The sequence below is a fragment of the Phyllobacterium sp. P5_D12 genome, from assembly GCF_054049495.1.
In genome coordinates this window covers 1-2,447 of the sequence record NZ_JBFUMG010000626.1, presented here as the reverse complement: position 1 = coordinate 2,447, position 2,447 = coordinate 1, and the positions used below count along the sequence as shown (strand labels likewise).

Here is a 2,447-nt window from a genome sequence, read left to right as displayed (position 1 = left end):
GCCGGCATTGTTAGGCGGACAAGCTATCACGGCCCTCGTCTTCATCATCATGCAGAATTTCTGGCTTGGTATGATTGCCGCAGGCATTGTCGCGGTCCAGGGCGTCGTGATTCCCCGCATGCGCAAACGGTTGCTTGAACTCGGACGCCAACGTCAGCTCACGGCCCGCGAATTGTCTGGCCGTGTGGGTGAGATCGTCGATGGCATTGGTACCATTCACGGTAATGACACATCGAACTTCGAACGGGCCGACATCGCGTCGCGTTTGGGCCTTATTTTCTCGATCCGGTACGATCTCTATCAATGGAAGTTCCTAGTCAAATTCATCAACAATTTCCTCGCACAGGTCACTCCGTTTCTATTCTATTCGATCGGTGGCTTTCTGGCGTTGCAGGGAAGACTCGATATCGGCCAGCTCGTTGCCGTGATCAATGCCTACAAGGACCTCCCGGGGCCATTGAAAGAGTTGATCGATTGGGACCAGGCTCGTCAGGATGTCCAGGTTAAGTACAACCAGGTGGTAGAACAGTTCAACGTCGACATGCTCGTTGATCCGAAAATCCAGGCTCTCGCGCCCGATCCCGTCAACCGTCTTGAGCATTCGCTGCACGCGGTTAACCTGACACTTTCCGACGACAGCGGTGCGCCCTTGCTTAGACATGTCACGCTGGAGATCAAACCGGGCGAGACCGCCGCCATCGTTGGTAACAGCGGAAGCGGCGCTGAGGCCCTTGCCGAAGCCTTCGCACGCCTTATCTGGCCGGAGCAGGGTCGCATCACCATCGATGGCAAAGACATTCTCGAACTGCCAGAATCAGTAACCGGCCGCCGCATCGCCTATGCAGCATCCGATACGTACTTCTTCCACGGAACCTTGCGCGATAATCTGCTTTATGGCCTCAAGCATGCGCCCCTGACCAAGGTCGAGTATGACGGAGCAAAAGCCGCGAAGAACAAATGGAACATCAACGAAGCGCGCCGCGCGGGCAATCCCGAACTCGACGTTAACAGCGACTGGGTCGATTACGTCTCCGCGGGCGTGACAGGGCCTGACGATCTCTTCAAAGTTGTGCGTCCGGTACTCGATGCAGTTCTGATTTCTCAGGACATTCTCGACATGGCCCTGCGTTCTACCGTCGACATCGAGACACACGCTGATTTAACCGATCGCATCGTCGAGCTGCGTCAGGCGCTGCGCAAACGATTGAAGAAGGAAGATCTCGACGATCTCGTCGTTCCGTTCAAGCTGGATGAGTATAATCCTCAAGCGACCGTTGGTGAAAATCTCCTATTCGGCAGCATGAGACGCCCGATGATGACGAATCGCAAACTGGCGGCGCATCCCTATTTCCGCTCGGTGTTGCGCGAGAACGACCTTTACATCGATCTCTACAATATGGGTCTGGAGATCGCGGCCAATGCCGTCGAGCTGTTCGAGGATCTGCCGCCGGATCATCCGTTCTTCCAGCAGCTAACCTTCATGACCGCCGATGACATCCCGGCTTATCAGGTGTTGCTGCAAAAATTGCAGGGCCGCGGTATTGACGCGGCGTCGGCAGACGAACGAACAAGTATAATCCGCCTGAGCTTCTCATATATCGAGCCAAGGCATCGCTTTGGTCTTCTGAACAGCCAGCTAATGGCCAAGATCGTCGATGCGCGTGCACGTTTCCATAAGAATATGCCAGAAGATCTCAGAGCGGTCATTGAACGCTATGATCCCGAACGTTTTATCTCAACGGCGACACTTCTGGATAATGTCCTTTTCGGCAGGATCGGCTTCACCCAAGCCGATGGTTCGGATCGCATACGTACCATTTTGCGCGACCTGTTCGACCGTCTTGGACTGTTCGAAAGCGTCCTTTCGATTGGCATGGATTTCGATGTCGGATCAGGTGGCAAGCGATTGACCAATGTGCAGCGACAGAAGCTCAACGTTGCTAGAGCACTGCTCAAGCGTGCTGACTACGTGATATTCAATCGTCCATTGCCCGCACTTGATCAACGCGTGCAAGACCACATCACACACAACATCATGGAGGACTTGCACGAAGAGGGCCACGCTCCTGCGATCATCTGGGTTCTGTCAAACACGGCACTTGCCAATCTATTCGATCGCGTGATTGTATTCGACAAGGGAACACTGGTCGAAGATGGAACGCACGCGACTCTCCTTGAGAAAAACGGTATATTCAAGGAGCTGGTGTCATAAGGGGAACATGAGATCTTTTGAGAATTCAGCTTTACGCCCGTCTGGCTGAAATTATCGAAAAGTCTCTATCAGGGGGTTTTGGACATTCATGCTACTGAAAGATGAAGTTGAAATGTTGCGGCGGGTACCGCTGTTTTCGGGCGTTGCGCCAGCCAAGCTCAAGCTTCTGGCCTTCACATCCGAGCGCGTCAGCTACAAATCCGGCCAAACCCTGTTTCGCCAGGGTGATCCAGCC

General features: G+C 53.9%; 1 protein-coding gene and 1 pseudogene. Both read left to right on the top strand.

Going from position 1 to position 2,447, the window contains the following annotated elements; translation table 11 throughout:
• Positions 1-2,212 (top strand): ATP-binding cassette domain-containing protein (locus tag ACXJ5O_RS24420; protein WP_457302165.1); only part of this gene is annotated, 2,212 nt, incomplete at its 5' end.
• Positions 2,213-2,300: 88 nt separating this feature from the next.
• Positions 2,301-2,447: pseudogene (locus tag ACXJ5O_RS24415) on the top strand (cyclic nucleotide-binding protein); the annotation flags it as partial.